20 protein-coding genes, 2 pseudogenes and 1 riboswitch are annotated in these 25,337 nt (G+C 71.5%); of the genes and pseudogenes, 12 read left to right on the plus strand and 10 right to left on the minus strand.

Annotated elements, in window-relative coordinates:
* The first annotated feature begins 30 nt into the window (after nucleotides 1-30).
* Both ACGF8A_RS10895 and ACGF8A_RS10900 read left to right on the plus strand, forming a co-directional pair.
* Entirely contained in the window at nucleotides 31-1,656 is a 1,626-nt protein-coding gene (locus ACGF8A_RS10895) for a succinic semialdehyde dehydrogenase (protein WP_393106455.1), read from the plus strand.
* 45 nt (nucleotides 1,657-1,701) lie between these two features.
* Nucleotides 1,702-3,480, plus strand: coding sequence for a GMC oxidoreductase (locus ACGF8A_RS10900; RefSeq protein ID WP_393106457.1), 1,779 nt, complete (start codon nucleotides 1,702-1,704; stop codon nucleotides 3,478-3,480).
* Nucleotides 3,481-3,582: 102 nt separating this feature from the next.
* Here ACGF8A_RS10900 and ACGF8A_RS10905 read toward each other — a convergent pair whose 3' ends face one another.
* Together ACGF8A_RS10905 and ACGF8A_RS10910 are read right to left on the minus strand one after the other, a co-directional pair.
* Nucleotides 3,583-4,608, minus strand: coding sequence for an LAETG motif-containing sortase-dependent surface protein (locus ACGF8A_RS10905; RefSeq protein WP_393106459.1), 1,026 nt, complete (start codon nucleotides 4,606-4,608; stop codon nucleotides 3,583-3,585).
* 612 nt (nucleotides 4,609-5,220) lie between these two features.
* Entirely contained in the window at nucleotides 5,221-5,514 is a 294-nt protein-coding gene (locus ACGF8A_RS10910) for a chorismate mutase (protein WP_393106461.1), read from the minus strand.
* A gap of 307 nt (nucleotides 5,515-5,821) precedes the next feature.
* Here ACGF8A_RS10910 and guaA point away from each other — a divergent pair, with 307 nt between their 5' ends.
* Nucleotides 5,822-7,396 (plus strand): glutamine-hydrolyzing GMP synthase, encoded by a 1,575-nt coding sequence (gene guaA / locus ACGF8A_RS10915; RefSeq protein ID WP_393106463.1) that lies wholly within the window; start codon nucleotides 5,822-5,824, stop codon nucleotides 7,394-7,396.
* 3 nt (nucleotides 7,397-7,399) lie between these two features.
* Here the strand turns inward: guaA and ACGF8A_RS10920 are convergent, their stop codons facing one another.
* Nucleotides 7,400-7,873 carry a pyridoxamine 5'-phosphate oxidase family protein gene (locus ACGF8A_RS10920; RefSeq protein ID WP_393106465.1) on the minus strand — a complete coding sequence of 158 codons (474 nt, stop codon included), beginning with the start codon at nucleotides 7,871-7,873 and terminating at the stop codon, nucleotides 7,400-7,402.
* A gap of 143 nt (nucleotides 7,874-8,016) precedes the next feature.
* Here ACGF8A_RS10920 and ACGF8A_RS10925 point away from each other — a divergent pair, with 143 nt between their 5' ends.
* Nucleotides 8,017-8,871, plus strand: a complete 855-nt coding sequence (locus ACGF8A_RS10925) for a class II aldolase/adducin family protein (RefSeq protein ID WP_393106467.1) — start codon at nucleotides 8,017-8,019, stop codon at nucleotides 8,869-8,871.
* Here the strand turns inward: ACGF8A_RS10925 and ACGF8A_RS10930 are convergent.
* Nucleotides 8,819-9,516: pseudogene (locus ACGF8A_RS10930) on the minus strand (DUF4429 domain-containing protein). The gene ACGF8A_RS10925 and the pseudogene ACGF8A_RS10930 overlap by 53 nt on opposite strands.
* Before the next feature lie 213 nt (nucleotides 9,517-9,729).
* On the opposite strand from ACGF8A_RS10930, the gene ACGF8A_RS10935 reads away from it, so the two are divergent.
* Both ACGF8A_RS10935 and ACGF8A_RS10940 read left to right on the plus strand, forming a co-directional pair.
* Complete coding sequence (locus ACGF8A_RS10935; RefSeq protein ID WP_393106469.1) at nucleotides 9,730-11,025, plus strand: hypothetical protein; 1,296 nt, start codon at nucleotides 9,730-9,732, stop codon at nucleotides 11,023-11,025.
* 147 nt (nucleotides 11,026-11,172) lie between these two features.
* On the plus strand, nucleotides 11,173-11,709 hold the full coding sequence (locus tag ACGF8A_RS10940) for a DoxX family protein (protein ID WP_393106471.1): 537 nt from the start codon (nucleotides 11,173-11,175) through the stop codon (nucleotides 11,707-11,709).
* Nucleotides 11,710-11,954: 245 nt separating this feature from the next.
* Here the strand turns inward: ACGF8A_RS10940 and ACGF8A_RS10945 are convergent, their stop codons facing one another.
* Nucleotides 11,955-12,170 (minus strand): hypothetical protein, encoded by a 216-nt coding sequence (locus ACGF8A_RS10945; protein ID WP_393106473.1) that lies wholly within the window; start codon nucleotides 12,168-12,170, stop codon nucleotides 11,955-11,957.
* Nucleotides 12,157-13,632, minus strand: a complete 1,476-nt coding sequence (locus ACGF8A_RS10950; RefSeq protein WP_393106475.1) for a PspC domain-containing protein — start codon at nucleotides 13,630-13,632, stop codon at nucleotides 12,157-12,159. Before ACGF8A_RS10950 ends, ACGF8A_RS10945 begins: the two co-directional genes overlap by 14 nt.
* 161 nt (nucleotides 13,633-13,793) lie before the next feature.
* Between ACGF8A_RS10950 and ACGF8A_RS10955 the strand changes: the two genes are divergently transcribed.
* Both ACGF8A_RS10955 and ACGF8A_RS10960 read left to right on the plus strand, forming a co-directional pair.
* Nucleotides 13,794-15,128: a PspC domain-containing protein gene (locus tag ACGF8A_RS10955; protein WP_393106477.1), complete on the plus strand. Its 1,335-nt coding sequence runs from the start codon at nucleotides 13,794-13,796 to the stop codon at nucleotides 15,126-15,128.
* Complete coding sequence (locus tag ACGF8A_RS10960; protein ID WP_393106479.1) at nucleotides 15,125-15,871, plus strand: LuxR C-terminal-related transcriptional regulator; 747 nt, start codon at nucleotides 15,125-15,127, stop codon at nucleotides 15,869-15,871. Before ACGF8A_RS10955 ends, ACGF8A_RS10960 begins: the two co-directional genes overlap by 4 nt.
* 102 nt (nucleotides 15,872-15,973) lie before the next feature.
* Here ACGF8A_RS10960 and ACGF8A_RS10965 read toward each other — a convergent pair.
* Nucleotides 15,974-16,330, minus strand: a pseudogene (locus ACGF8A_RS10965) (ATP-binding protein); the annotation flags it as partial.
* 165 nt (nucleotides 16,331-16,495) lie between these two features.
* Between ACGF8A_RS10965 and ACGF8A_RS10970 the strand changes: the two are divergent.
* Both ACGF8A_RS10970 and ACGF8A_RS10975 read left to right on the plus strand, forming a co-directional pair.
* Nucleotides 16,496-16,990 carry a Scr1 family TA system antitoxin-like transcriptional regulator gene (locus ACGF8A_RS10970; protein WP_393106481.1) on the plus strand — a complete coding sequence of 165 codons (495 nt, stop codon included), beginning with the start codon at nucleotides 16,496-16,498 and terminating at the stop codon, nucleotides 16,988-16,990.
* On the plus strand, nucleotides 16,987-17,181 hold the full coding sequence (locus ACGF8A_RS10975) for a DUF397 domain-containing protein (RefSeq protein ID WP_393106483.1): 195 nt from the start codon (nucleotides 16,987-16,989) through the stop codon (nucleotides 17,179-17,181). Before ACGF8A_RS10970 ends, ACGF8A_RS10975 begins: the two co-directional genes overlap by 4 nt.
* 34 nt (nucleotides 17,182-17,215) lie before the next feature.
* Here ACGF8A_RS10975 and ACGF8A_RS10980 read toward each other — a convergent pair whose 3' ends face one another.
* Nucleotides 17,216-18,283, minus strand: coding sequence for an NlpC/P60 family protein (locus ACGF8A_RS10980; RefSeq protein ID WP_393106485.1), 1,068 nt, complete (start codon nucleotides 18,281-18,283; stop codon nucleotides 17,216-17,218).
* A 460-nt stretch (nucleotides 18,284-18,743) separates the two neighbouring features.
* On the opposite strand from ACGF8A_RS10980, the gene ACGF8A_RS10985 reads away from it, so the two are divergent.
* Nucleotides 18,744-19,097: a hypothetical protein gene (locus tag ACGF8A_RS10985; RefSeq protein WP_393106487.1), complete on the plus strand. Its 354-nt coding sequence runs from the start codon at nucleotides 18,744-18,746 to the stop codon at nucleotides 19,095-19,097.
* Nucleotides 19,098-19,199: 102 nt separating this feature from the next.
* On the opposite strand, the gene ACGF8A_RS10990 is transcribed toward ACGF8A_RS10985, so the two are convergent.
* Nucleotides 19,200-20,381 (minus strand): NlpC/P60 family protein, encoded by a 1,182-nt coding sequence (locus tag ACGF8A_RS10990; RefSeq protein WP_393106489.1) that lies wholly within the window; start codon nucleotides 20,379-20,381, stop codon nucleotides 19,200-19,202.
* Between the two features lie 7 nt (nucleotides 20,382-20,388).
* Nucleotides 20,389-20,558: riboswitch (cyclic di-AMP (ydaO/yuaA leader) on the minus strand.
* Between the two features lie 366 nt (nucleotides 20,559-20,924).
* On the opposite strand from ACGF8A_RS10990, the gene pcrA reads away from it, so the two are divergent.
* Nucleotides 20,925-23,408 (plus strand): DNA helicase PcrA, encoded by a 2,484-nt coding sequence (gene pcrA, locus ACGF8A_RS10995; protein WP_393106491.1) that lies wholly within the window; start codon nucleotides 20,925-20,927, stop codon nucleotides 23,406-23,408.
* Nucleotides 23,409-23,472: 64 nt separating this feature from the next.
* On the opposite strand, the gene ACGF8A_RS11000 is transcribed toward pcrA, so the two are convergent.
* Nucleotides 23,473-25,104: a M23 family metallopeptidase gene (locus ACGF8A_RS11000; protein ID WP_393106493.1), complete on the minus strand. Its 1,632-nt coding sequence runs from the start codon at nucleotides 25,102-25,104 to the stop codon at nucleotides 23,473-23,475.
* Between the last annotated feature and the right edge of the window lie 233 nt (nucleotides 25,105-25,337).

The raw sequence follows: 25,337 nt of genomic DNA on the forward strand, positions 1-25,337 counted from the left end.
AAGCCTTCGGCGCGGCATACCCTGCGGCTCATGACGGACTCGCAGGCCCTGGAGCAGGCCACGCACACCACCGGCACCAACCCTCTCGCCCCCGCACCCGAGGGCGCCCGCACCGCCGAGGACGTGGTCACCCCCGAGCTGGTCGCCCAGCTCACCCGGGGCGTGGCAGGTTCCGGCCGCACCGCCAGCCACTCGCCGTTGACCGGGGAGAAGCTGGCCGACCTGCCCGAGTCCACGCCGCAGGACGTTCAGGAGGCGTTCGCCGCGGCACGCGCCGCACAGGCCGTGTGGGCGCAGACGCCGGTACGGCGGCGCGCGGCCGTCCTGCTCCGCTTCCACGACCTGGTGCTGGAGCGTCAGGCCGAGGTCCTCGACCTGATCCAGCTGGAGACCGGCAAGGCCCGGCTGCACGCCCACGAGGAGGTGCAGGCCGTGGCCGTCGCGGCCCGGCACTACGGCCGCAAGGCCGCCGCCTACCTGAGACCCAAGCGGCACACCGGCGCCGTCCCGGCCCTCACCAAGGTCACCGAACTGCGCCACCCGCGTGGTGTGGTCGGCCAGATCGCCCCGTGGAACTACCCGCTGGAGCTCTCCGTCGGCGACGCCCTGCCGGCCTTCGTCGCGGGCAACGCCGTGGTGATGAAGCCGGACACGGAGACCTGCCTCACCGCGCTCTGGGCCCGTGACCTGCTCATCGAGGCCGGGCTGCCCGCCGAGGTCTTCCAGGTCGTGCTCGGCGAGGGCCCGGTCGTCGGCCCCGAGGTCGTCAAACACGCCGACTACGTCTCCTTCACCGGCTCCACCCGCACCGGCCGCGAGGTCGCGCAGGGCGCCGCCGCACGTCTGGTCGGCGTCTCCCTCGAACTGGGCGGCAAGAACGCCATGGTGGTGCTGGAGGACGCGGACGTGGAGAAGGCCGCCGCGGGCGCCGTCCGCGCCTGCTTCTCCTCCGCCGGTCAACTGTGCATCTCCATCGAGCGGTTGTACGTCCACGAGTCGGTCGCCGACGCCTTCGTGGAGCGCTTCGCCGCCCGCACGAAGGCCATGCGGCTGGGCAGGTCCCTCGCGTACGGCGCCGACATGGGCTCGCTGGTGGGCGAGCGCCAGCTGGAGACCGTCAAGCGGCACGTCGAGGAGGCGGTGGCCAAGGGCGCGAAGCTCGTCGCGGGGGGCACGGCCCGCCCGGACATCGGCCCCTACTTCTACGAGCCGACCATCCTCGACGGCGTGGAGCCGCCCATGGCCGTCTGCACCGAGGAGACCTTCGGCCCGGTCGTCTCCCTCTACCGCTTCTCGTCCGACGACGAGGCCGTCGAGCACGCCAACTCCACGCCGTACGGCCTGAACTCCTCGGTCTGGACGAAGGACGCCCGCCGTGGCCGCGAGGTCGCCGCCCGGCTGCGTACCGGCACCGTCAACATCAACGAGGGCTACGCGCCGGCCTACGGCAGCGTCCAGTCCCCGATGGGCGGCATGAAGGACTCCGGCCTGGGCCGCCGCCACGGCTCCGAGGGCATCCTCAAGTACACCGAGGCCCAGACGATCGCGCACCAGCGCCTGCTGCCGATGGCCCCGTCGCTGGGCATGGACGACGAGAAGTACGCGGCGTTCATGAGCCGCAGCCTGCGGGTGATGAAGTCACTCAGGTTCCGCTGAGTCCCTCCCCTCAGGCCCCGCACGCACACTCGACGAGGAGAATACGTGCCACAGGACGCCTATGACCACGACGTCATCGTCGTGGGCTCCGGCTTCGGCGGTTCCGTCACCGCCCTGCGCCTCACGGAGAAGGGCTACGACGTCGGCGTCCTGGAAGCAGGCCGCCGCTTCACCCGGGCCACCCTCCCCAAGAACTCCTGGGACCTGAAGAACTACCTGTGGGCCCCCAGGCTCGGCATGTACGGGCTCCAGCGCATCCATCTGCTCGGCAACGTCATGGTGCTGGCCGGCGCGGGCGTCGGCGGCGGCTCGCTCAACTACGCCAACACCCTCTACGTACCGCCGAAGCCCTTCTTCGAGGACCCGCAGTGGGGCCACATCACCGACTGGCAGCAGGAGCTGGCGCCCTACTACGACCAGGCCCAGCGCATGCTCGGCGTGCGGCTGAACCCGACGATGACCCCCTCCGACGTCCATCTGAAGGCCGCCGCTCAGCGGATGGGCGTCGGCGACAGCTTCCACATGGCGCCGGTCGGGGTCTTCTTCGGCGACGGCAAGGACGCCGACGGCAAGGTCAGGGCGCGCCCCGGCGAGGAGGCGGCCGACCCGTACTTCGGCGGTGCCGGGCCGGCCCGCCGCGCCTGCGCCGAGTGCGGCGAGTGCATGACCGGCTGCCGCCACGGCGCGAAGAACACCCTGTGCGAGAACTACCTGTACCTCGCTGAGAGGGCGGGCGCGGTCGTCCACCCCATGACCACGGTCGTCTCCGTCACGGACGACTCACAGGGCGGGTACGCCGTCACCACCCTGCCCACCGGCAGGCGCGGCAAGGGCGGCGGCCGCACCTTCCGGGCCCGGCGCGTGGTCCTGGCCGCCGGCACCTACGGCACCCAGACCCTGCTGCACCGGATGAAGGCCGGCGGTCAACTGCCGTACCTCTCCGAGCGCCTGGGCGAACTCACCCGCACCAACTCCGAGGCCCTGGTCGGCGCCCAGACCACCAACCGCCGCTACCGCAAGGTCACCGGCGAGCGGAAGGCCGACTTCACCCGCGGCGTCGCCATCACGTCGTCCATCCACCCGGACGCCGACACCCACATCGAGCCGGTCCGCTACGGCAAGGGCTCCAATGCGATGGGCGGCATGGCGATCCTCCAGATCCCCTATGCGGACGGTTCCTCCCGCGCCCTGGCGTTCCTGCGCAACGCCGCCCGCCATCCCCTGCAGATGCTCCGCTCCCTCAGCAACCACCGCTGGTCGGAGCGGACCATCATCGGCCTGGTGATGCAGTCGCTGGACAACTCGCTGACGACGTATCTGAAGCCGGACGGCGTCGGCAAGGGCCTGCTGACCGCCAAGCAGGGGCACGGCGCGCCCAACCCCAAGCAGATCAAGGCCGCTTCCGAGGGCGCGTCGGCGATCGCCGCCGAGATAGGCGGCTTCGCCGGGAGCAACGTCGGCGAACTGATGGGCACCCCGCTCACCGCGCACTTCCTCGGCGGCTGCCCGATCGGAGACTCCCGCGAAACCGGCGTGATCGACCCCTACCACCGGCTGTACGGCCACCCGGGCATCTCCGTCGTCGACGGTGCGGCCGTCACCGCCAACCTGGGCGTCAACCCGTCCCTCACCATCACCGCGCAGGCGGAGCGCGCCATGTCGTACTGGCCCAACAAGGGCGAGGCCGACCCACGCCCGCGGCAGGGGACGGCCTACGAACGCCTGAAGCCGGTCGAGCCGAGGTCCCCGGCGGTCCCGGCGGACGCGTTCGGCGCGCTGCGGCTGCCGTTCCTGGGGATCCCGGCCGTCCCGCCGAAGAAGTAGGACCGGTCAGGGCCGGAAGGAAAAGAGGAGAGAAAGAAGAGAGAGGGACCTGCGCCCCCCTCCGAGCGCAGCTCCCTCTCCCTTTGTCTGGTTCAGGCGTGGTTACGCCTGCGCACCGGCCTTCTTGCGCCGGACGACGAACAGCGCGCCCGCACCGGCGACGACGGCGACCCCGCCCGCCAGGCCGATCATGGGCAGCGCGGAGCTGGAACCGGTCTCGGCGAGGCTGCCCGTGGCGTCCACGTCGTTGACCTCGTCCAGCTCGGCCATCCCGCCCTGCGGCTTGGCGTCCTGAGGGTCACCGGCGTCCGAGCCCGCGGCGAGGATGTCGAAGATGTAGAACCAGCCGTTCGGGTCGTCGGCCATCCAGCAGCCCTCGGCGTCCGAGTACTGCGCGAAGCCGCCGGTCAGGCCGATGGCCTCGGGCACCTTGCCGCTGACGCTCAGGCGCAGCGGGTAGGAGGTGGACTGGCCCGCGCCGAGGTCGAACGCGGGGAAGGTCGCGCCCTCGCCGGCCGCGTCCGCCAGGGTGTGCCAGCTGCCCGCGGCCTTGTCGAAGACCTGGACGACGATCTCGCCGGAGTAGTCCTCTTCGTCCCAGCCGAACGCGGCGACACCGATCAGCGGCTTGATCTTCTTGATCGGCTCGTCACCGTTGTTGGAGACGTCGAAGGAGAACTCGGTCCAGCCGCTGCCGGCCACGATCGTCTCGGGCAGGCCCGACAGACCGCTGGTCAGGTCGTCGCTGAGGCCGAGCGACTCCTCGTCGGCGCTCTCGCAGAGGTCCTCCTCCGGCGCGGAGCTGCTCGGGGAGGGGCTCACGGAGGTGGAGGCCGAGGGCGAGGTGGAGCCGGTCGGCTCGGTGGTGGCCGTCGCCGGGGCGCTGCCCGTCGCGGTCGGGTCCGTGGTGACCGACTGGCTCGGGTCGCCGGACGGAGTACCCGGGTCGCTCGCGGTGGGCGACTGGGTGTCGGACGGGGGCGGGGAGACGGTCGCCGTCTCGGTGGCGGACGCCGACGAGCTGGGGCTCGGGGAATCCGTCGCGTAGGCACCCGGCGCCGCGAGCAGAGCCATCGGGGCTATCGCGGCTGTCGCGGCGGCGACTGCCAGGGCACGGCGAAGCTTCATGAAGACCTACCTGCTGAGTCGGAAGGGCTCCGCGTATGGGGGTACGGGTGTGGCCCAGGGTTCTTGCAGGTTTGATCACCAAGGCCTGTGAATGGTTGTCCACGCTTCACACAGAATTTATGTGAGCTGGATCACTTGGTTGGGCCGGGAGGTCCGGGGCAGCCGAGGGGACGGGTGAGTGGGCATGAAGAAGGGCCCCGCGGGGCGGAGCCGCGGGGCCCTTCTCTCGTCAGCACCGGCGTCAGGGCAGCGCCGGTGCCTGGAAGCGGCGCCGGGGGGTTGCGCCGCTTGCTTCCGGATGGTCTCGACCGCGGGTACGTCGTCGCTTCGGACAGTTCCGCCGGCCGGCCCCGGGCGTCCCCGGAGCCGGCCGTTCTCTTGGGTGACCGGGCTGCTGTCCCCTGCCGTCCGGTCACTTTTCTGGAGCGAGGTCCCACGACGCACGGCACGATCCGTACGTCTCATCGCCCCAGCGAGCCACGCGTGGTTCTTTCGGGCCCGCCCCTGGCTGGCACGGACACCGGGACCAACGAAGCCTCGCGGGCGGCGGTCACGCGCCGTACGGGTGAGAGCGGGTGCGAACTCAGATGCGATGCCTGTCCAGTTCGAAGCTCAGACGCGGCCCCTGCACAGTTCGAGAAGCGTCATGGCCAGGGCGGTGCCCGGCCTGCCGAGCTCCTGCCGGTAGCGGCCGAGCACCTCCATCTCGCGGGAGAGGTTCACGCGCCGGCCGCCGGAGGTGATGCGGGCCTCCTGGATCACGGCGGAGACGGCCATCCGCTCCTGGATCAGGCCGATGATCCGGTCGTCGAGCGCGTCGATGCGTTCGCGCGCGCCGCCGATCAGCTCGGCGGCCTCGTCGGTGCGGGCGCCGGTCCTGTCGGCCGGCGCTGCGGTGGTGGTCATGATCGGGGGCTCCTCGTCGGGGTGCGGCTCCGGCACGGACAAGGCCCCTGGAACGCCGAACGCCCCGGACCTTGTCGGCCCGGGGCGCCTGGGAAGTCGCTTGTCAGTTGCTCAAGCAGCACGACCATGGCAGCCGGCGGGCCGGTCGCCATAGGTAAAGAGGAAGGTCGAGTACGCGAGCATGGGGCCAGTATGCCGCGGCCCCCGGCGGTCGCCAATCCGGTTCGCATCCTGAGACGGCGGTCACGTACGGCAGCCCCGTTAGAATCGGGGGTACAGCCCTTTTCAAGACGCCGGAAGGCAACCCGTGTCATCAGCGACCCCCGCCGCCCCCGACACCGTCCTGGTCGTCGACTTCGGTGCGCAGTACGCCCAGCTCATCGCCCGACGCGTCCGCGAGGCCCGGGTCTACAGCGAGATCGTGCCGAGCACCATGCCGGTGAAGGACATGCTCGCCAGGAACCCGGCGGCGATCATCCTGTCCGGCGGGCCCTCGTCGGTGTACGAGGAGGGCGCGCCCCGCCTGGACCGCGAGCTCTTCGAGGCCGGCGTCCCCGTCTTCGGCATGTGCTACGGCTTCCAGCTGATGGCGCAGAGCCTCGGTGGCACCGTCGACAACACCGGCGCCCGTGAGTACGGCCGTACCGACCTGCACGTCTCGCGTTCGTCCTCCACCCTCTTCGAGGGCACCCCGGCCGAGCAGGCCGTGTGGATGTCGCACGGCGACGCCTGCTCCGCCGCCCCCGAGGGCTTCAGCGTCACGGCGTCCACGGACGTCGTCCCGGTCGCCGCGTTCGAGAACGACGAGAAGAAGCTGTACGGCGTCCAGTACCACCCCGAGGTCATGCACTCCACGCACGGCCAGCAGGTCCTGGAGCACTTCCTCTACCGGGGCGCGGGCCTGAAGCCGGACTGGACGACCGGCAACGTGATCGAGGAGCAGGTCGAGGCGATCCGCGCGCAGGTCGGCGACAGGCGCGCCATCTGCGGGCTGTCCGGCGGTGTGGACTCCGCCGTGGCCGCCGCCCTGGTCCAGAAGGCCATCGGCTCCCAGCTGACCTGCGTGTACGTCGACCACGGACTGATGCGCAAGGGCGAGACCGAGCAGGTCGAGAAGGACTTCGTCGCCGCGACCGGCGTGCAGCTGAAGGTCGTCGACGCCGAGGAGCGCTTCCTGAACGCCCTCAAGGGCGTCTCCGACCCGGAGGAGAAGCGGAAGATCATCGGCCGGGAGTTCATCCGCGTCTTCGAACAGGCGCAGGCCGAGATCATCGCCGACCAGGGTCCGGCGGTGGAGTTCCTGGTCCAGGGCACGCTCTACCCCGACGTGGTCGAGTCCGGCGGCGGCACCGGCACCGCCAACATCAAGTCCCACCACAACGTCGGCGGGCTGCCCGAGGACCTCGAGTTCCAGCTGATCGAGCCGCTGCGCAAGCTGTTCAAGGACGAGGTCCGGATGGTCGGCCAGGAACTCGGCCTGCCGGAGGAGATCGTCCAGCGCCAGCCGTTCCCGGGGCCGGGTCTGGGCATCCGTATCGTCGGCGAGGTGACCAAGGAGCGGCTCGACCTGCTCCGCGAGGCCGACGCCATCGCCCGCGAGGAGCTGACGGCCGCCGGCCTCGACCGTGACATCTGGCAGTGCCCGGTGGTCCTGCTCGCGGACGTCCGGTCCGTCGGCGTCCAGGGTGACGGCCGGACGTACGGCCACCCGATCGTGCTCCGCCCCGTCTCGTCCGAGGACGCCATGACGGCCGACTGGTCGCGTCTGCCGTACGACGTCCTCGCCCGGATCTCCACCCGGATCACCAACGAGGTGCGCGACGTCAACCGGGTCGTGCTCGACGTGACGTCGAAGCCGCCGGGGACGATCGAGTGGGAGTGAACCCTACGTGCGTCTGACCGTCCGTAGGGGAGTGCCGGGCTTCCAGACCTGGACGACGAGGAACGTGTCGTCCTCGACGTAGGTCCGTACGACCTCCGTCAGTTCGGTGCGGAAGAGGTGGAACGGCTCCGGCGGTTCCACCTCTTCGCGGTACCCGGCCTTCGTCGCCGGGTCCTCGACCTCGATCGCCCGCCCGGCGATCCGCACGTCGCCGCCGCCCATCGACGTACCCTCCCCCGGGTTCGCCTGGAGCGCGAAGCGCGCGTCCCGGCGCAGGTCGAGGGCCTTGAGCGAGTCCGGCATCATGCCGAGCCACAGCTCACCGCCGGTGAACCGCACCTCCAGCCCCGTCGTGCGCGGCGAGCCGTCCTTGCGCAGGGTCGCCAGGACATGGTGGGTGCAGGCGCCGAAGCGTGCCTCGACGGTCTTCGCCAGATCGGGTTCGGCGGTGGTGAAGGTTGCCCAGTTCGCTGCCATACGACGAGTCTGGTGCCGAAACCGGACATCTTCTGTCGGGTATGCGCGGTGCCGGAGTGCCGCCCGTGTCACCGAAGCCCTGTTCTCCCGCGCTGACCGCGGGTAACTTCCGCTCCGTACCGGAACCCAGCGCCGGAGGACCGATGCCCGCGCCCACCCCGCCCCAGCCGCTGCCCACCGACCGGCTTCAGTTCGCCATGCCGCCGATGTACGAATCGGTCGACGACGAGCGCCGGCACCGCAAGGAACGGCTCGCGGGTGCGCTGCGCGTCTTCGGCCGGTACGGCTTCGAGGACGGCGTCTCCGGGCACATCACCGCCCGCGACCCCGAGTACACGAACTGCTTCTGGGTCAATCCGTTCGGCATGCCCTTCCGTCACGTCACCGTCGGCGACCTCGTGCTGGTCAACCAGGACGGGCAGGTCGTGGAGGGCCGCTACCACGTCAACCAGGCCGCCTTCACCGTGCACGCCCAGGTGCACGACGCCCGCCCCGACGTCGTCGCCGTCGCCCACTGCCACTCCGTGCACGGCCGCGCCCTGGCCGCGCTGGGCGATCTGCTCGACCCGATCACCCAGGAGAGCTGCGCCTTCTACGAGGACCACGCGCTGTACGACGCCTACACCGGCGTCTCCGTCAACGCCGAGGAGGGGCGCAGGATCGCCGCCGCGCTCGGCTCCCGCAAGGCCCTGGTGCTGCGCAACCACGGCCTGCTGACCGTCGGCGACTCGGTGGACGCGGCGGCCTGGTGGTTCCTGTCCATGGAACGCTCCTGCCAGGTGCAGCTGACCGCCAAGGCCGCGGGCCGCCCGATCCTGATCGACCACAAACTGGCGGTCGCGACCCGGGAACAGCTCGGCGGTGACCTGGTCGCGTGGATCAACTACCAGCCGCTGTGGCAGGACATCACGCGCCGGGAGCCCGACCTGCTGACCCAGGAGGCGCTCAGAACCCCCGGAGCACCGCCGCCTTCGTCGTCGCGAACTCCTCGTCCGTGAGTACCCCTTCCCGGTGCAGTTCGCCCAACTCCCGTAAGGCGTCGCAACAGTACGTCGTGAGGCCGGCCGGCGCGGGCCCGGCCGGCCTGGTGCGCGGCGGGCCGCCGGCGGCGGTGTGGGTGGACGGGTGCGGCAGCCGCGCGGTGACCGCGGTCGCGACCAGGGCGGTGAGCAGATCGCGTCGGGTACTGCCCCACAGGTCCAGGGCGGTGAGCAGATCGCGGCGGGTACTGCCCCACAGGTCCAGGGCGGTGAGCAGATCGCGGCGGGTACTGCCCCACAGGTCCAGGGCGTACGGGTCCTTCCCCGGCGGCAGCCCGGCAAGGGCCTGGCGGATCTCCTCCGCCACGTACTCGGCGACCCCCGAACCGTCCGGATCCACCGTCAGCCGATAGGGATCGGCCGCCCCGGGCAGCCGCCCGGCGGCCGTCTGGAGCAGCGGATCCGCGCCCTCACGCAGCCGTAACCTGAGCCGCCCCCGCCTGCGGCCGGGCTCGTACACCACCCCGGAGACGGCCTCCAGGGGCACGACGACCTGCGCGTACGACCGCCGGAACAGCGGCACGCAGCGGTGCCGTCCCGGTGTGACGCGGACCGAACCGCCGTCGAAGCCCAGGTCCGGTCACGCTGGATGAGGTTGGCCATACGAAAAGTCCCGCAGCCGGGTCAACACGGCGACCCTGCGTTCACCCACGCCGACAGAGCTGCCCCGACCTGCCGGACGCGTACCGGGTGCCGTAGGGCACAATTCGCTGACATCGCACGGGAGTTGCACGGGACGCCCGGCAGGGCCCCGACTCACCGACGAGCGGGGCGGACGAATGCGGCACGGGGATTCGCGGAAGGCGGGCGTCGGGCGTGGCGGTGCAGGAGGCGAGGCAGGGCGCACAGGAGCGCACGGGCGCGTTCGGGAGCGCCCATGACGGTGGCTGCACCTGCGGGGACTGTCCGCACGGGGCGCGTGCGGGGCACCGGCGGGCGGTGGCCGCGTTCCTGCTGAAGCGTGACGAGTTCGCGGCCGGGCAGAACCTGCCCGCGGCCGTCGCCCACTCGCCTTCGGCCTCCCGTCAGTGGGTCTCCGACGAACTGACCCAGTCAGCGGCGGCGGTCGCCGAGCGCGCCCGCGCCGAGGGCGAGGCCTGGCTGTCCCGCCTGTGGCGCCGTACGGCGTGCGTGGTCTGGGCGCTGGTCCTGCTGTTGCTGCTCGCGCAGTCGCTGACCGCGATCGGCACGGGCTGGACGACGGCACGCACGGCGGGACTGCTCGCGGCGGTGCTGGTCGCGGTGGCCCTGACGGCGGCCTCCTTCCTCCACCGCGCCCGGGGTGGCGTACTGGCCCCGGTCGTCGGCGAGGACAACCGCCTGTCGACCTCCCGGGCGGTCGCCGCCACGTGGGTGCTCTTCATGGCCTACGCCGTGCTGGTGCTGGCGGGGCAACTGGCCGCCGCCTCCTCGCCCGGCGCCCGCGACGAGCTGATCGCCGGCCTCGAACTCGCCCGGGGCGCCGGGGTGGTGACCGTCCTCGCCGTGGTCTGCGGGATCGCCGTGCTGGTGCGGCGGGTGGTCGGGCTGCGCGTCCTCGGGCAACGGCTGCAGAAGGTCCGCGCGGACCGGCCGAGGGCGGCCGACCTGCTCACGGACGACTCGGGGCGGGGCACCTTCGCCGACATCCAGTACGTCGTCATCAGTGCCGTCGCCCTGGTGTTCGCGGCGGTACGGCTGGCCCGCCACCCCGAGCAGCTGCCCGACCTGCCCTGGGGGCCGGCGGTGGTGGTCCTGGTGTCGGCGGCCACCTACCTCGCGGCCAAGTACGCCGAGGGCGGCCGCCCTGTCGTCCTCTCCGTCGTCCGTGCCCGCGAGGCAGGTGACCTGGACGCGCCCATCCGCACCGGCGAGGACATCGAGATCCGGGGCGCCGGCTTCGTCCCTCCGGGCGCCGGCACCGCCGACCGCCTCTCCCGCATGGTCGTCCGCATCGGCCCGGTCCACGTCCATGTCCCGCTGGTCCCGATCACCGGCGGCTTCAGCAACCCCACCGACAGCCTCCTGACCGTGCCGGTACCCGCGGAGGTGGAGCCCGGACGGGTGGAGGTGCGGGTGGTCACGGCGGCCGGGGTGGAGACGAACGCGTACGTCATCGACGTCACGGAGTAGCGCGTACGTCCCTGCGGCGGGCGCGACTCGAACGAAGCGCCGAATGTTCCCGCAATCGGGCCTGAACGGGCTCGAGCGGGTTCCCCCTTTCCTGCGTATGGTCATTTGAAGGCCACGGCACGGCGTGCGAGAGGCGGCTACACATCGATGACTCACAGTGTTCGTACCGAGACCGACAGCACCCATCACGACGGCGGCCGCACGGACTGGCGGGACACGGCCACCCGCTACGCTCTCCTCCCCCTGCGCGTCTTCCTCGGCATCACCTTCGTCTACGCCGGGCTCGACAAACTGACCGACAGCGCGTTCCTCCAGGAAGCCGGATCGGGCTCCATCGGCGACACGATGCGTGCCGTCCGGGACTCCTCGGCCGTCCCGGCGCTGGTCGACATGGCACTGGAGAACCCCGTCGGCTTCGGCTGCGCCATGGCCTTCGGTGAACTCGCCGTCGGTATCGGCGTCCTCCTCGGCTTCCTGACCCGCCTCGCCGCCCTCGGCGGCGCCCTCATCTCCCTCAGCCTCTGGCTCACCATGAGCTGGGCCTCGGACCCGTACTACTACGGCAACGACCTCCCGTACCTGTTCTGCTGGGTGCCCATCGTGCTGGCTGGGGCGCCCTACTGGTCGCTGGACGCCCTGATCCGGAGCCGACGGCGGGGACGGGGCCGGACGGGCGCCTGGTGACCGGTGGTGGGGGCCGCCGCCTCGCCAGTCGTCCTCGGCCGCTGCCGACTCGGCCCGCGCCGCCGACTCGGCCGCACAGGACCGCGGCACAGGACGTCACCATGCCCGCTGAGCCGGCCTCCGGCCCGACGGCGACCGGGCCCCGGCGGCGGTCCCCTGCCACGCGCCGGGTATCCGGTCCATGACGTCACCCGGTCGGCCAGTTCCCCCCTCGGCTGCCCGGTCGGCGCTCCCGGCCGTGCTGATCAGGAACGTCGATGGCCCGCGCCGCGGCGGCGGCGTACGCCACGGCCCACCATTCCCGCCAGGGCGGCCAGGCACAGGCCGCCCACCATCAGGGGGAGCAACGCGAACCACGGCGTCTCCCAGGCGCCCCTCGCGTCACCGGCGTACAGGACACCTGCCGTGGTGACGACCACCCCCGCCACCAGCCGGCCCGGCTGGAACTCATGACGCGGCACGACGCACCTCCACCTGACCGACGCCCACCTTGAGATCGAGATCGACCGTGCCGGCGCGCTTCTCACCCGGCGCCGGAGCCAGTGTCACCTCCCGGTACTTGCCGGGCTCCACGTCCACGTCCTGCTTCTGCTCGCCCGGCAACTGGATGTCGCCGACCCCCACGTCGATGTGCGCCCGCACCGTGACGTCCGGCGGCACGATCACCAGGAGCCGGCCCACACCCACCTCGGCGTCCGTGGACACCGTTGTGCCCGTGGCCGGATTCAGCCGGGTCAGGTCCAGCGTGCCGACGCCGGTGCCGAGGTCGTATCCCGGCTCCACCTCGGCCACCGCGGCCGGTCGCCATGTCGTCCTGATCCACTCCGTGCCGATGTTCTTGGGCAGTGCCGCCGCCGCGGCGAGCAGCCCCGCCGTGAGGACCGCCAGGAAGACCGACCCCGCTCCCGTGCGGCCCAGGAACGAACTGACGGCGATGCCCAGACCGATGACGGCGAGCGCGCAGGCCAGGCCGGTCTGCAGGCTGGTCCCCAGCGGCTGCTCCTGCCATGTCAGGCGGGTGCCGACGGCTCCCGCGAGCAGGGCGAACAGGAAGACCCAGCCGCCTATCCAGCGCGGGCCGCGCTGCCTGGGCCGCGCGGTGCGCGGGGGGAGCGGGGCCGGGGGGCCGGTGTCCGGGCCGAAGCTGATGTTGACGGCGGCGGCGATGTCGCGGTCGGCGGAGTCGCTCGGGCCCCACAGGTATCCGGTGCCACCGACGTGGGTGCCGTCCTTGACGATCGGGTCCCGCCACCAGGAGGGGCAGACGGCGGAGACCGGCGGTGCCTGCGCCTCCGGCGGGGCGTCCGCGGCGGCCTGCGCGGCCAGCGGGTCCGGACCGGGGGCGTCCCGGCGCTGCGACCAGTAACCGGCGCCCGCGAGGAGGAGGGAGAGTATGACGGCGAAGGTCAGCACACCGCCGTTCTTCAGCATTGCCAGGAAGACCCCGCAGCCGACCAGCGCGAACAGCACGGCGGTGAGGGCCTGTCCGTCGACGCGGCCGGTCAGAAGCTTGCGGACCTCGTTCTCGTCCTCGTCGTCGTACGGGACGAAGAGCCAGGCGAAGCCGTAGAAGATCAGACCGATGCCGCCGGTCGCGGAGAGCACGGCGAGGGTGATGCGGAAGATCACCGGATCCATGTCGCACTGACGCCCCAGCCCGGCGCACACCCCGGCGAACATCTTGTGCCGCCGGTCCCGCCGGAACCTGTGCGCAGGCGCCGGGGGGGCGGGCTCCCCGGGTGCTCCGGGCACGCCGGAATCTCCGGGCACGCCGGTCCCGCCAGCGGTGGGCGCGTCATTTCCTCTGGGCGCGCCCGTGCCCCCGTGCGCGCGCGGTTCCTCACCTGCGGCGCTCGCGGCCGCGGCGTCTGACGCGGCGCCCGCGTCGGGCACGGCATCCGCGGCGTGCTGGTGATCAGTCATGGGTCCATGGTGACGGGCGCGCCCCCGCCGCGGGAGTCGGTACGACCCTGGCCGGACCCTGATATCACCCCTGAGTCCATGCGGGGGAGGCGTTCGACCGGTCCGCGGTCTTCGACCGGTCCGCAGTTCGAAGATCAGGGCAGTCTCGGGGGTCGACCCTGATGCTCCGGCCCGCCGGCCGTGTGACCATCAATGGCATGCCGGAAGCCGCAACCGCAGCAGCGCCACTCGACGAGCCGCGGCCGCCGCGCAAGCTCTACCGCAGCAGTGACGGACGCTGGCTCGGTGGCGTGGCGCGGGGGCTCGCCGGTCATCTCGGCCTGCCCGTGATCTGGGTGCGCCTGGTGTTCGTCGGCCTGTTCACGGCGGACGGTCTCGGCGCGCTGCTCTACGCCGCCTTCTGGTTCTTCGTGCCGCTGGGCGTCGGCGGCGTCGAGGCGCAGAAGCCGCCCTCCCCGGTCGCCACCGAGACCTCTCCCGACGGGCGCAAGAAGCTCGTGGCCCGCAGACCGGACAAGGGCCAGATCGTCGCCCTGCTGCTCATGGTCGTCGTGGCCATGGTCTTCGTGGGCAATGTGAACCTGGGCGGCGGTGCCCAGGCCTACCTCCTGCCGGCCGTGCTGGTCGGCGCCGGGGTCGCCCTGGTCTGGCGCCAGGCGGACAACGCCCGCCGGGCACGCTGGGTCGAGGTCGGCCGCCGCAAGCGCACCCTGAACCTCCTGCGCGCGGTCGGCGGCGTCCTGCTGGTCACGGCCGGTGTCACGGGTGTCTTCGTGCTCCAGGGCTCCGCCGCCCACCTCGGCTCCGTGCTCCAGGCGGCCCTCGCGGTGCTCGTCGGAATCACCCTCCTCGCCGGTCCCTACCTGGTCCGGATGACCCAGGACCTCTCCGAGGAGCGCCTGATGCGTATCCGCGCCCAGGAGCGCGCGGAGGTCGCCGCCCACGTGCACGACTCGGTGCTGCACACCCTGACGCTGATACAGCGCAACGCGGACAACCCCGGCGAGGTGCGCCGCCTCGCCCGCGCCCAGGAGCGCGATCTGCGCACCTGGCTGTACAAACCGGAGGGCACCGGGAAGGACGAGGCGGACGAGCCTGCCACCCTCGCCGAGGCGGTACGGCGCAACGCCGCGGAGATCGAGGACAAGCACGGTGTCCCCATAGAGGTCGTCGTGGTCGGGGACTGCCCGCTCGACGAGAGGCTCGGCGCGCAGATGCAGGCCGCGCGCGAGGCGATGGTGAACGCCGCCAAGTACGGTGGCGACGGCGGCGCCGTGCAGGTCTACGCCGAGGTCGAGGGAAAGACCGTCTTCGTGTCCGTCCGGGACCGCGGTCCCGGCTTCGACCTCGACTCGATACCCGCGGACCGCATGGGCGTCAGAGAATCGATCATCGGCCGTATGGAGCGCAACGGCGGTACGGCCCGGCTGCGGGCGGTGCCGGGCGGCGGTACGGAGGTCGAGCTGGAGATGGAGAGGGCGGAGAAGACGTCATGAGCGACCCGACCGAGGCGAACGGGACGGCGGGAGCGGAAGAGTCGGCCGAGCCCGCGCAGACACCGGGCGGCGGCGTGGCAGGACGGCACGTGCGTGTGGTGCTCGTCGACGACCACCGCATGTTCCGCACGGGCGTGCAGGCCGAGATCGGCCGGACCGACGAGACAGGCGTCGAGGTCGTCGGCGAGGCCGCGGACGTCGACCAGGCGGTCACGGTCATCACCGCGACCCGCCCCGAGGTCGTCCTCCTCGACGTGCATCTGCCGGGCGGCGGCGGCGTCGAAGTGCTGCGCCGCTGCGCCCCCTTGATGGCGGACGCCGAGCAGCCGGTCCGGTTCCTCGCCCTGTCCGTCTCGGACGCGGCGGAGGACGTGATCGGTGTGATCCGCGGCGGCGCGCGGGGATACGTCACGAAGACGATCACCGGCACGGACCTGGTCGACTCGATCTTCCGGGTCCAGGAGGGCGACGCGGTCTTCTCGCCGCGTCTCGCCGGCTTCGTGCTCGACGCCTTCGCCTCCACCGACGCCCCGCCGGTCGACGAGGACCTGGACCGGCTCACCCAGCGCGAGCGGGAGGTCCTGCGGCTCATCGCCCGCGGCTACGCCTACAAGGAGATCGCCAAGCAGCTGTACATCTCGGTGAAGACGGTCGAGTCCCACGTCTCGGCGGTGCTGCGCAAGCTCCAGCTCTCCAACCGGCACGAGCTGACGCGGTGGGCGACGGCGCGGCGGCTGGTGTGATCGCCGGTCAGCCGTCCCCGGTGGCCAAGGGGAGGGCGCGTAGGTGAGTTCGCACCACACCTCCTTGCCGATGCCGCACTCCCTTTCCTGAGCGTCCCAGTCCTGCGCCTGCACCGACACCAGCACCAGGCCCCGGCCCGACTCGTCCTCCGCGGAGGCCTCCGCCGCGGCCGGCAGCGTGCGGTCGCCATCCGTCACGGCGATGCGGAGGCGGTCCGCCGTGAGGAGGCAGCGGGCCCGGATCTCGCGGCCGGCCGTGACCTTCGCGTGGCGGTAGGCGTTCGTCATCAGCTCGCTGAGAAGGAGTTCCGCCGTGTCGGTCAGATCCGGCGGCAGCGCCCAGGAAGCCGCCTGTTCGCGGAAAAGACGGCGTGCCCGGCCGACGCTGCGGGCGTGACGGGGCAGCCGCCACTCGATGTCCTTCGGGGCGGTCGTGGGCAGCGGCCACGGAGTTTGCATGCGCTGTTCATCCCTTGCGTCACTGTTTCGCGGTTGGCGAGATCACGGTCCCGGCTCGCGCGTAGCCTCACGAGTGACGAAGCGGGTCCAGCGTGTGTCCGTACCCGGGGTGGTCCCGGCGGAGGTGTGCGTGACGACCGAGGTGAACTCCCAGCCGCCGATCGCGTGGCGGTACTGCGGCAGCCAGATCAAGAGTGGCGCACGGAGGCCGGCGTCGGCAGGGAGGCGTTGGCCAAAGAGGCCGGTTACGACTACCAGTACGTCAAGTCGATGGAGAACGGCCGCCGTCGGCCCACGCTGCGGCTGTTGCAGGTCGCGGACCAGGTGTGCGGGGCGGGTGGAAAGCTCGTCGCGGCACAGGAGTATCTGAAGCCGGAGCCGTTTCCCGCGCGGTCGCAGGCGTTCATGGCCATCGAGGCGGAGGCGGTCAGCTTCTCCTGTTACGAGCCTCTTCCGATTCCAGGGCTGCTGCAGACGGAGGCTGACGCGCAGGCGCTGATCGGGGGGAGTTGCCCGCCGCTGGACGACGAGACGGTGAGCGAGCGTGTTGCCGTTAGGTTGCGCAGGGCCGATGCGCTGAGGCGGAAGGTCGGCGTGATGCACGCGCTCAGTGTTGAGGAGTCTGCCGAATTCATCAGAGGGGTGGCGGAAAAGCAGTGAGTGACCGCCTGACATGGTTCAAGTCCAGCTACAGCGACAGCGAGGGCAGCAACTGCCTGGAAGCCGCCCTCGACACCGAGCCCCGCACCATCCACCTCCGGGACTCGAAGCTCGGCGCGCGGAGTCCCCAACTCGCCGTCGCGGGGGACGCCTGGGCCGCCTTCGTCGCGTACGCCCGTACCGGCGCCTGAGCTTCGAGGGCGAGGTCCGCGGCGGGGCGACGCGCTACACCACCCGCGTCGCCCCCGCGAACGGCATCTGGTCGATCGGGGCCAGCCGGACCGGGGCCGAGGGGTTGGGAGCGTGGATCATCTGGCCGTTGCCGACGTAGAGGCCGACGTGGCTGATGCCGGAGTAGAAGAACACCAGGTCGCCGGGGGCCAGTTCGGCACGCGAGACGCGGCGGCCGGCGTCGATCTGGGCGTAGGTGGTGCGGGGCAGGGCGACCCCGGCGGAGCGGTACGCGGCCTGGGTCAGGCCCGAGCAGTCGAAGGCGTTGGGGCCGGTGGCGCCCCAGACGTAGGGGCTGCCGAGCTTCTGGTAGGCGTACGACACGGCTGCGGCGGCGCGTGAGCTGGGCGCCGTCGTCATGGCGGAGCCGGGAGCCTGGAGCGTGTCGCGGCCGGCCACCGAGGCGCGCGAGGCGCGGTCCGTGCCGTCGCCCTCGGCGAGCCGCGCGCGCTCCTCGGCCGTCAGCCGGGACAGCAGCCGCCGTGCCTCGTCCAGCTTTCCGGTGATGGTCTTCTTGTGCCGCTTCAGCTCGGCCCGCCGCGACTGGAGCGAGTTCAGTTCGACGCGTGCGGCGCCGCGCAGTTGCTCGATCTCCCGCAGCTCCCGGCGGACGCGTGTGACGGCTGCCGCCTGCCGGTCGCCCGCGCGTTCGGCGAAGGCGGCGCCGTCGAGATACCGGTCGGGGTCGTCGGAGAGGACGAGTCGCAGCGCGGGGTCGAGGCCGCCGTCCCGGTACTGGGCGGCGGCATACGAACCGAGCGCGTCCCGGGCGGAGTTGAGCCGGTCCTCCTTGCGGGCCGCCTCGTCCTGCAGGCTGCCGAGCCGCTTCTGTGCCGCCCGGGTCTGCTCCTTCACGCCGTTGTACTTCTCGGTGGCGACCTCCGCCTCCTGGTACAGCTGGTCCACCTTGGCTCTGACCTGCCCCGGCGTCAGCTGAGGCTCGGCGTGACCGGTCCCGTCGAGACCTGTCGCGGTCGCCGCGCCCGCCAGGGCGATCGTGGCCGCCGTGCGGGCCCTGGTGCCGGGGGCCGAGCGTGGTCGGGGCTTGCGGTGCGCTGCCACGTGGACTGCACGTCCTTTCGTACGACTCGGGGCGACCGCCGGTTCTGTGCGGCCACCGGGTGGAGGTACGACCGCTCGGGGGCGGCTGACGCGTCCGGCGGTGCCCCGCACAGGGGATGCGGGGCACCGCCGGACCTTCTCGGCGGTGGTGCCCGGCTGCCGCCTCTGGTCAGGGGCGGTGGTGGGGCGCCGGTCACCTGGTGGAGGACGCTAAACCCGGGCGTGTCGGCACGGTGACGCCTTGTGCGGAAGTGACGGCAGGGAAGCGACAGGTGACCGTTTGTGATCGAAATCGCGATTCGGGGCCGTCGTCTTCACGCAGCGCGATGACCGATGCGGCGATTCCGGGGCGGGTGGAAGCCCGGGGTGCTATGGGGCGCATATATGCAGCCGTCGGGTGCGCGCACCGCGGGTGGCCCGGTGTCGGGGGCCCCGGACCCCCTCATTAGGCTCCGGCCCCATGGACGTACTCATCCACCTCTTCGTCGGCCTGCACATCATCGGCATCGCCTCCCTGCTCGGTGGCTTCCTCACCCAGATGAAGGCGATGGGACAGGGCACCGCGCGATTCGTCCCCGCGATGCTGCACGGCGCGCTGACCATGCTGGTCACCGGCGTGATCCTGGTCGGCCTCAACCAGGCCGACGACCAGCCCGTCGACAACATCAAGATCGGCGTGAAGCTGGCGCTGCTGATCGTGATCCTCGGCCTCGTCTATGTGAAGCGGGACGAGGAGAAGGTGGACAAGGGCATGTTCGGCCTGGTGGGGCTGCTGACCACGGCGAACGTCTTCATCGCCGTGCTCTGGACCTGACGATCCGCTCCACGCGCGCGTGCCGCGGAAGACCGCCGCACGCGCGCGTGCCCTTCGACGGCCTCCCCGGAACGCATCCCGGAGCGCCTGGAGGCGCCGGTGTCAGGCCGGGCGGACGACGCTGTGGAGGGAGGACTCGCCGTCGTAGAAGACCGACTCCTCGCGGACGTACGCGCCCGGCTTCGGGGCGTGGATCATCATGCCGTTTCCGATGTAGAGGCCCACGTGGGTGACGTCGTCGTAGAAGAAGACCAGGTCGCCCGGCCGGGCGGCGGCGACGGAGACCGTCGTTCCGGCGTTGACCTGGTCGTAGGTGGTGCGGGGGAGCGAGACGCCGGCGGCCTTCCACGCGGCCTGGGTCAGGCCGGAGCAGTCGTAGGACTCGGGGCCGGTGGCGCCCCAGACGTACGGCTTGCCGATCTGTGCGCGGGCGAAGGCGAGCGCCTTCTCCGCCTTGGTGCCGTACGCGGAGTCCGGCGCGGAGGTGCCGGAGCCGGCCTCGGTGCCCGCGCCCGCTGAGCTGCCGCCGCCCGCGGACTCCTGCTCCTGCTGCGCCGCCTCCTGGCGCCGCTGCTCCTCCGCCTGTTGCCGGGCGAGCTCGGCGGCCTTGTGCTCGGCCTCCTCCTGCTTCCTCTTCTCGATCGCCGCGAGGCGGGCCTTCTCCTCGGCGGTCAGCTCCGACAGCAGGGTCCGGGCGTCGGCGAGCTTCTTCTGGACGGTGGCCTTGGCCGTCCGCAGATCGCTCTGCGACTCGGTGAGGGCGTCCAGGCTCCGGGTGGCCTCCTGCCGCTTCTTCATCGTCGCCGACTGCTCGGTGAAGTACTCGTCGACCGCGCTCTTCTGATGGCTGGTCAGGCGGCCCATCAGCTGGCTCTGGTCGAAGTAGTCCTGCGGCGAGTCGGCGAGCAGGAAGGTGGCGGTGTCGGGGACGGAGGCCCCGGTGCGGTACTGGGCGGCGGCGTACGTCCCCAGTTCCTCACGCGCCTCGTTCAGCTTCTGTGTGCGCTGGGCCACGTCGTCGAGGAGGGTGTCGACGCGCTTGCGCTGTTTCGCGGTCTTCTCCTTGGCCGCGTTGTACTTCTCGGTCGCCGACTCCGCCTGGCGGTAGAGATCGTCGACCTTCTTCTCGACCTCCTCGAGGCTCGGCCTGTCGTCGGCCGAGGGCTCGGCGTTGGCGGTCTGGGAGAGCAGGGCCACGGAGGTCAGGGCAGCGGTGGCGAGGGCCGGGGTGCGTATGCCTGCTACCCGCGCGCCGGTGGAGCGCGACTTGCGGTGCGACGCCAAAGGAGGCGACTCCTTCCATCTGCCGCCTACCGGGTTAGCTGTCGGGTTCGGGCGGGTGGTTCGGAAGGGTTGCCCTACGGCCCGCTCCAGCGAGGGATATGGGCCGATTCACCCCAAGTTCGGTTGGGTCCCCGGCTCCGGCTGCCTTGGGCGCACCGGACTCGGCGGAGGCCGCACGGCCCGGCGACGTTCGCCGGTTGGGGTCGGGCGGCCTGCCCGGCACGCTAGCCAACTCGTGTGGTCCCTGTGAAGGTTGGTGGGTGATATGCCCGATACATTTTCGTGACCTTCAGTCAGCCGTCACGGCCCGCGTGAGAGCGTGTTCGGACGGTGAGGGCATGGTGAGGGCGTAGCGGGTGCGGGTGCGGGTGCGGGTGAGTGCCGGTGCCGGTGCGGGTGCGGGTGCGCGAGATCGTCCCCGTGGGGAGCCCGCCCTTCTCGTGTCCGGATCCGGCCCCCCGGAGAGATCATCCAGCTTCAGGGCCCGGGATCTTTTCGGGGTGGCCGCGGGTTGTCGGTGGGGCGCCCTAGACTCGGAGAGCGATGAGCAGCCTCTTTGACGACAGCTTCCTGGCGGACCTCCAGGCCCCACGGGCCCACGGGGAGCCTCCGCCGCCGCCCGAGGACGATCACGCTCCGGAGCCGCTTCCGGACGATCTGTTCGGCGGGAAGTTCGACGCACCCCCGGACCGGGACGCCTACTACCGCGACGGCGCCCCGCGCCCCGCCCTGGACTCCGCCGCGCTTCTGGAGGGGCTGAACGACAACCAGCGTGCCGCCGTGGTCCACTCCGGATCCCCCCTGCTCATCGTGGCCGGCGCCGGCTCCGGCAAGACGCGCGTCCTCACCCACCGCATCGCCCATCTCCTCGCCGAGCGCGGGGTGCACCCGGGCCAGATCCTCGCGATCACCTTCACCAACAAGGCCGCGGGTGAGATGAAGGAGCGCGTCGAGCAGCTCGTCGGCCCCCGGGCGAACGCGATGTGGGTGATGACCTTCCACAGCGCGTGCGTGCGCATCCTGCGCCGGGAGTCCAAGAAGCTCGGCTTCACCTCGTCCTTCTCGATCTACGACGCCGCCGACAGCAAGCGCCTGATGTCGCTGGTCTGCCGCGACCTGGACCTCGACCCCAAGCGGTTCCCGCCCAAGTCCTTCAGCGCCAAGATCAGCAACCTCAAGAACGAGCTGATCGACGAGGAGGACTTCGCCGCCCAGGCCACCGACGGCTTCGAGAAGACCCTCGCCCAGGCGTACGCGCTGTACCAGTCCCGCCTGCGCGAGGCGAACGCCCTCGACTTCGACGACCTGATCATGACGACGGTCAATCTGCTCCGCGCGTTCCCGGACGTCGCCGAGCACTACCGCCGCCGCTTCCGGCACGTCCTGGTCGACGAGTACCAGGACACCAACCACGCCCAGTACGCCCTCGTGCGCGAACTCGTCGGCACCGGCGAGCGCGCCCCTGAGGACATCGACGTACCGCCCGCCGAGGGCGACCTCGAGCCCGCCGAGCTGTGCGTGGTGGGTGACGCCGACCAGTCGATCTACGCCTTCCGCGGCGCGACCATCCGCAACATCCTCCAGTTCGAGGAGGACTACCCGGACGCGACGACGATCCTGCTGGAGCAGAACTACCGCTCCACCCAGACGATCCTCTCCGCGGCCAACGCCGTCATCGAGCGCAACGAGTCCCGCCGCCCCAAGAACCTGTGGACCAAGGCGGGCACGGGTGCGCGTATCACCGGCTACGTCGCCGACACCGAGCACGACGAGGCGCAGTTCGTCGCCGACGAGATAGACCGTCTCACCGACGCGGGCGACGCGAAGGCGGGCGACGTCGCCGTCTTCTACCGTACGAACGCCCAGTCCCGTGTCTTCGAAGAGATCTTCATCCGCGTCGGACTGCCCTACAAGGTCGTCGGCGGCGTCCGCTTCTACGAGCGCAAGGAGGTCCGGGACGTCCTGGCCTACCTGCGGGTGCTGGCCAACCCGGAGGACTCGGTCCCGCTGCGCCGCATCCTCAACGTCCCCAAGCGGGGCATCGGCGACCGTGCGGAGGCCATGATCGACGCGCTCTCCCAGCGCGAGAAGATCAGCTTCCCGCAGGCGCTCAAGCGGGTCGACGAGGCGTACGGCATGGCCGCCCGCTCCACGAACGCGGTCAAGCGGTTCAACACGCTGATGGAGGACCTCCGTACGATCGTCCAGTCCGGAGCCGGGCCCGCCACGATCCTGGAGGCGGTGCTCGAACGCACGGGCTATCTCGCCGAGTTGCAGTCATCCACCGACCCCCAGGACGAGACCCGGATCGAGAACCTCCAGGAACTCGCCGCCGTCGCCCTGGAGTTCGAGCAGGAGCGCGCGGAGGGCGAGGCGGGGACGCTGGCGGACTTCCTGGAGCAGGTCGCGCTGGTCGCCGACTCCGACCAGATCCCGGACGAGGAGGACGGCGACGGCGTCATCACGCTGATGACCCTGCACACCGCCAAGGGCCTGGAGTTCCCGGTCGTCTTCCTCACCGGCATGGAGGACGGCGTCTTCCCGCACATGCGCGCCCTCGGCCAGACCAAGGAGCTGGAGGAGGAGCGGCGGCTCGCGTACGTCGGTATCACCCGCGCGCGGGAGCGGCTGTATCTGACGCGGTCGGTGATGCGCAGCGCCTGGGGCCAGCCGCAGTACAACCCGCCGTCCCGCTTCCTGGAGGAGATCCCCGGGGCGCACGTGGACTGGAAGCGGACGGGTGCCCCCGCGGCACCCGCGGGCCCGGTCTCGGGCGTGGCGGCCTCGCTGTCCTCGTCCCGCTCGCGCTCCTCGGCGTCGGGCGCGTCCGGCTTCGCCACCCGGCGGACGGCCGAACAGCCGGTGGCCGGGCTGTCGGTGGGGGACCGGGTGACGCACGACCAGTTCGGGCTCGGCACCGTCGTCGCGGTGAAGGGCACGGGAGCGAACGCGGAAGCGACGATCGACTTCGGGGACGCGAAGCCGAAGCGGCTGCTGCTGCGGTACGCGCCGGTGGAGAAGCTGTAGCGCTACGGGCCGGGCGGGTCCGGGGGTTTCGTCACGGAGCCCCCGCCCGCCGACGCGTCGCCGGTTACGAGGGGTCGATCCCGTGGCTGCGCAGCCAGGACAGCGGGTCGATCGACGCACCGCCGCCCGGGCGCACCTCGAAGTGCAGGTGGGGGCCGGTCGAGTTGCCGGAGTTGCCGGAGTACGCGATCGCGTCGCCGGCCTTGACGGTCGTACCGGAGGCGACCTGGTAGCTGGAGAGGTGGCAGTACCACGTCTCCGTGCCGTCCATCGCCGTCACGATCATCATGTTGCCGTACGCGCTGTTGTACTCCGTGCGGACCGTGCCGTCCGTCGCGGCCATCACCGTCGTGCCGTACGCCACGGGGAAGTCGATGCCGGTGTGCACGGACATCCAGTTGATGCCCGACTGCCCGTAGTAGGCGCTGAGCCCGTGCTGCGCGACCGGCAGCGCGAACTTCGGGCGGAGCCGCTCCTTGCGGGCCGCCTCCTCCGCCGCACGCTTCCTCTCGGCCTCCTGCTGCGCCTTGAGGTCGATGCGCTCCTGCGTACGGCTGACGCGGTCGCCGAAGTCGTCCGCCTCCGCGGTGAGGCTTGCGAGCTGGGTGTCCAGCTGGTTGTTGGCGGCGGACGGTTTCACCGGCTGCGCGTCCGCGGCCGTCGTGGTCGCGTCCTGCTCGTCTCCGGTGAAGGTGCCGACGGAGGCGGCGGCGATCCCCGCCACGCCCATCACACAGGCCGAGGGCACGGCGACGGTGAGCAGCGCCGAGCGCTTGGCGGGCGTACGGCGACGGGACCGGGCGCCGCTCCGGCCTGCCGCCCGGCCGGCCGGGGCGGCGGTGACCTCCTCCTGGTCGTCGAGGAGGGCGGGCGCGGCCGGTGCCTCACCGGCGCTGTCCGGCTCGTCGTCGTGGCCGGTTTCGCCGGGGTCGACCTGCTCGAACGTCGCGGTCGCCTGCTGGTCGAAGGGCACGGAGTGCTGCGTGAAGTCGTTGTTCTGCTGGGTGAACTCGCCGGTGTGCGGATCGAACTCGCCGGTGTGCTGGTCGAAGGATCCGGCCTGCGGAGGGAACGACTCGGCCTGGTGGTGGAAGGCCTCGGTGTGCTGCTCGTACTCGTCGGCGGCGTGGGTGGTGCCCTGGCCGCCGTCGGAGTTCCACTGCGTGGCGTCGTAGGCGCCGGTGTCGAAGACCTGGGTGCCCCATTCCCACTGCTGGGTCCGGTCGGCCGGGCCGCCCTGCTCGGGCTGGAGCCAGGCGCTCGCGTCCCACTGACCGCTGGCGTCGACCGAGCCGGCCTGCGGCGGGATGAGGGGGAGCTGCTGGTGGTCGCCGGTCCACGAGGACGTGTCGTGGGTGCCGGTGCCGTAGGCGGCCTGGTGCTGGGCCGCGTAGGCGTCGTAGGCGACCGTGTGGTGGGCGCCGCTGGACCACTGGGTGGCGTCGTACGTGCCGGTGCCGTGCCCGGTGCCCGCGAGATCGCCGAAGAGGGGGTCGGCCTCGAAGGTGGTGGTGGCGGTCGGGGCGGCCGGGGCCGCGTGGCCGCCGGCGTCAAATCCGTTGGCGGGGTAGGCGGAATACGTGGTGAAGTCGCCGTACTGGACTTCCTGGGTGCCGTACGACGCGTAATGCGTCGCGGCGGCTTCGGAAGCCGGAGCCGGGGAGGTCATGGCCCCCGACGGGTGACGGTCGTTCACCAACTTCTCTTTCGCCTCGACAACAGGGGCTGGCAGAGCAGTGCGGCGACTGTACCCGGCGGTACGCGGGCACGACAATCTTCTGCAGGTTTCGCGCGCGCAGGAAACGGGCAATCGGCCGTGTTTCGGCGGACTGCGGGCACGGCTTTGGCCTTTTGTTCGAAGACTGTTCGACGCGGATGGCCCTGTTGAGGCGATGAGTTGGCCGAGTGGTCCCGTTGCCGTCGCATGAC

Origin of the sequence: Streptomyces sp. NPDC047706 (assembly GCF_043204795.1) — a bacterium.
Classification (GTDB): Bacteria; Actinomycetota; Actinomycetes; order Streptomycetales; family Streptomycetaceae; genus Streptomyces.